The following is a 3,996-nucleotide window of genomic DNA, read 5'->3' on the forward strand; positions in this document are numbered from 1 at the left end:
CCCAGGCCCTGCCCCACCCGGCCGAACAGCAGCCAGGGCATGCTGGGCGCCAGACCACAGATCACGGTGCCACCCATGAACACGAGCAGCGCCAGCAGGAACGTGCGCCGCAGGCCATACCAGCGAATACCCAGCGGCGAGCACGAGGACCCCATGATCGAGGCCGCCACGAACAAAGTCGTGTTCCAGGCATACCAGGGCAGCCCGCCGATGTCCTGGACGACCGAGGGCAGAATGGTCGTGGCGATGAACATGTTGATCGCATGCACGGCCACGCCCCCGGCCAAGGCCAGGGACCGCAGGCCGTTGCGACCCAGCAGCAGGGCGCCCCATGAGGCGGAAGGGGATGAATTCATGCATCGACCGGAAAAAGCCGGCCCCGTGCAAAAAAATGCGGGCCGAAGCCCGCATTGTAGACAGGTTGACGAGGCGGTCGGGCGACCGCGCCCGCACCGCCCGCCTTATTCCAGCAACTGCCGCAAGGCGTACTGCAGAATGCCGCCGTGGCGGTAGTAGGCGGCTTCGGTCGGGGTATCGATACGCACCCGCGCTTCGAACACGATAGCGCCGGCCCGCACGCGCACGGTCCTGGGCATATGGCCATCGTTGAAAGCATCCACCCCGGTGATCTCGAAGGTTTCACTGCCCTGGATCCCCAGAGAAGCCGCATTCTGGCCATCCGGGAACTGCAGCGGCAGCACCCCCATGCCGATCAGATTGGACCGATGAATGCGCTCGTAGGATTCGGCGATCACCGCGCGCACCCCCAGCAGCACCGTGCCCTTGGCCGCCCAGTCGCGCGACGATCCGGACCCGTATTCCTTGCCGGCCAGGATCACCAGCGGCGTCCCCGCCTGCAAATAGTTTCTGGATGCTTCGAAGATCGTGGCAACCGGCGCGCCGTCGCGGGTGAAATCGCGCGTCCAGCCGCCTTCGGTGCCCGGGGCGATTTGGTTGCGCAGGCGCACATTGGCAAACGTGCCGCGAATCATGACCTCGTGGTTGCCGCGCCGCGAGCCCAGGGAATTGAAATCCTGGGGTTCCACCCCATGATCGCGCAGATACTGGCCAGCAGGCGTGTCCTTGCCGATGGCGCCCGCCGGGCTGATGTGGTCGGTGGTGACCGAATCACCCAACAGCGCCAGCACCCGTGCGCCCAGAATGTCGCCCACCGGCTGCGGCTGGCGAGGCATGTCCTGGAAATAGGGCGGATTGCGCACGTAGGTGGAATCGTCCTGCCAGTCGAACAGGCTGCCTTCGGGCGTGTCCAGACCGCGCCAGATGTCGCCGCCATCGAATACGCTGGCATAGCCGCGCGTATACATGTCCGAAGAAATGCAGGACCGGATCGCGGCCTGAACTTCTTCGGATGTCGGCCAGATATCGCTCAGGCGGACGTCCCGCCCCTGGGCATCCTGGCCCAGCGGGTCATTGAACAGGTCGATGTCCATGGTGCCCGCCAGCGCATAGGCCACCACCAGCGGCGGGGACATCAGGTAGTTGAGCTTGACTTCGGCGTGAATGCGGCCTTCGAAGTTGCGATTGCCCGACAGCACGGACACGACCGCCAGGTCGTTGGCACGCACTGCCTGGGAGACTTCGGGGATCAGGGGGCCGGAATTACCGATGCAGGTGGTGCAGCCGTAACCGACCAGATTGAACCCCAACTGGTCCAGGTAGGTCGTCAGGCCGGCTTTCTCGTAATAGTCCGTGACCACGCGGGATCCCGGCGCAAGACTGGTCTTGACCCAGGGCTTGCGGCGCAGGCCGCGTTCCACCGCCTTTTTGGCCAGCAGGCCGGCCGCCATCATGACCGCCGGGTTGCTGGTGTTGGTGCATGACGTGATGGCGGCAATGACCACGGCGCCGTGATCGATCGTGCAGGCCCCCGCGTCCGGCAGGCGCACGGTGGCCGGATTGGATTTCGGTGCGCCGGGCAGTGCCGCCAGGGACTTTGCCAGCGCGGGCTGGGCGTCGGTGAGCGCAATCCGGTCCTGCGGCCGCTTGGGCCCTGCGATCGACGGCACCACAGTGCCCAGATCCAGTTCCAGCCGTTCGGAATACTGCGGCTCATGCGCAGGATCGTGCCACAGGCCCTGGGCCTTGGCGTAGGCCTCGACCAGGGCAACCTGATCTTCCGAACGACCCGTAAAGCGCAGATAGGCCAGGGTTTCCTCGTCCATCGGAAAGATGGAAATCGTGGAACCGTATTCCGGGCTCATGTTGCCGATGGTGGCACGGTTGGCCAGCGGCACGGCGGCCACGCCGGGCCCGTAGAATTCGACGAATTTGCCCACGACGCCATGCTTGCGCAGCATGTCGGTGATGGTCAGCACCAGGTCGGTGGCAGTCGTGCCTTCCGGCAGGGACCCGGACAGCTTGAACCCCACCACGCGCGGGATCAGCATCGAAATGGGCTGGCCCAGCATGGCGGCCTCGGCCTCGATGCCACCCACCCCCCAGGCGACGATGCCCAGGCCATTGACCATGGGCGTATGCGAATCCGTGCCCACACAGGTGTCAGGATAGGCTTCGGTCACCCCATCGACCTGGCGTGTGAACACGCCGCGTGCCAGGTGTTCCAGATTGACCTGGTGAACGATGCCAGTGTCTGGCGGCACGACACGGAAATTGTCGAAGGCGGTCTGCCCCCAGCGCAGGAATTTGTAGCGTTCGACGTTGCGCCGGTATTCGATTTCCTGATTGCGCCGAAACGACTGGTTGTGGCCGAAATCATCGACGATCACGGAATGGTCGATGACCAGTTCCACAGGCACCAGAGGGTTGATGCGATCGGGCTGCCCGCCCAGGGCCCGCATGGCGTCACGCATGGCGGCCAGGTCCACCAACGCAGGCACCCCGGTGAAGTCCTGCAGCACGACCCGCGCCGGCATGAAGGCGATTTCCTGGCTGGGCTCGGCATTCGGATCCCAGCCTGCCAGGGCGCGGATCTCGTCGGCCCGGACGGCAACGCCATCCTCGGTGCGCAACAGGTTTTCCAGCAGAATCTTCAGGCCATACGGCAGCCGATCCGGGTCCAGGCCGTGGTCTTTCAGGGCATCCAACCGCCAGATGCGGTAGGACTTGCCCCCCACATCCAAAGTTGCGCGTGCGCCGAAACTGTTAGGGTGTGCCATGACGTGTCCTCCTGTCGGTTCAAACCTGGGCCGCCGAAGCGCCTGCGCCACGGAGCCGCTGATCCAGTCCATCTTACACTTCCCGGCCCGCAACGCCCCCCTTTTTCCACGCACCGGCCGGCATCCGGGACAACAACCGGACGCCGCCCAGGGGCAAGCCCGATTTTCTCTACGCGCCGGCCTACACTGGCACGATTCCCCTGTCCCCGGAGCCCAGCATGACCTTTCCCGCTTTCTTTGCCCAGGCCCCCCGTATCACGCTGCATGACCCGCTGGCCCATCTGCTGGGCGCGTCCGACGACGGCCTGATCGAATACGGCTATGACGACGCCGTGCGCCTGGCCGGCCATTCCTGTCCCACCGTGGCCGGCGCCTGGCTGATGACGGTACGCGCACTGCGTGTCCTGTATCCCGATTCCCTGCCGCAGCGCGGCGACATCGACGTGACCTTTGCCGATGACGCGACCAGCGGCGTCACCGGCGTCATCGCCCAGGTGGTCAGCCTGGTCACCGGCGCCACCACCGACACGGGCTTCAAGGGGCTGGCCGGCCAGTTCGACCGGCGCAATCTGATGCATTTCGGGGGCGACATCCCGGGCGAGATCGTCTTTGCCCGCCGCGATACGGGCGACCGGGCGGCGCTGTCCTTCAGCGCCCGCAGCGTGCCGGGCGCACCCGCCACCATGCCGCTGCTGCAGAAGATCCTGGCCGGCCAGGCCAGCAACACGGAACAGCGGGAATTCGCGCAGCTGTGGCAGGACCGCGTGCGCCGCATTCTAGAGGCCAGCGACCAGCCCGGCCTGGTGACGGTCAGCCCACTTCCGCGCCTGGGCTGACCCCAGCGGGGTCGCGTCAACGA

2 protein-coding genes and 1 pseudogene are annotated in these 3,996 nt (G+C 65.8%); 1 reads left to right on the forward strand and 2 read right to left on the reverse strand.

What is annotated here, in order from left to right; all coding sequences use genetic code 11:
• Positions 1-356, reverse strand: a pseudogene (locus RBR29_RS10940) (MFS transporter); the annotation flags it as partial.
• A gap of 105 nt (positions 357-461) precedes the next feature.
• Positions 462-3,137 (reverse strand): aconitate hydratase AcnA, encoded by a 2,676-nt coding sequence (gene acnA / locus RBR29_RS10945; protein WP_320349249.1) that lies wholly within the window; start codon positions 3,135-3,137, stop codon positions 462-464.
• Between the two features lie 218 nt (positions 3,138-3,355).
• Here acnA and RBR29_RS10950 point away from each other — a divergent pair, with 218 nt between their 5' ends.
• A complete protein-coding gene (locus tag RBR29_RS10950; RefSeq protein ID WP_320349251.1) occupies positions 3,356-3,973 on the forward strand; it encodes an FmdE family protein in 618 nt (205 codons plus the stop codon).
• The last annotated feature ends 23 nt before the right edge of the window (positions 3,974-3,996 follow it).

The organism is Castellaniella sp. (genome assembly GCF_034007085.1).
Classification (GTDB): domain Bacteria; phylum Pseudomonadota; class Gammaproteobacteria; order Burkholderiales; family Burkholderiaceae_B; genus Castellaniella.

Coding starts and splice junctions, on each gene's coding strand:
- acnA (WP_320349249.1), bottom strand. CDS start 3,137: ATGGCACACCCTAACAGTTTCGGCGCACGCGCAACTTTGGATGTGGGG.
- RBR29_RS10950 (WP_320349251.1), top strand. CDS start 3,356: ATGACCTTTCCCGCTTTCTTTGCCCAGGCCCCCCGTATCACGCTGCAT.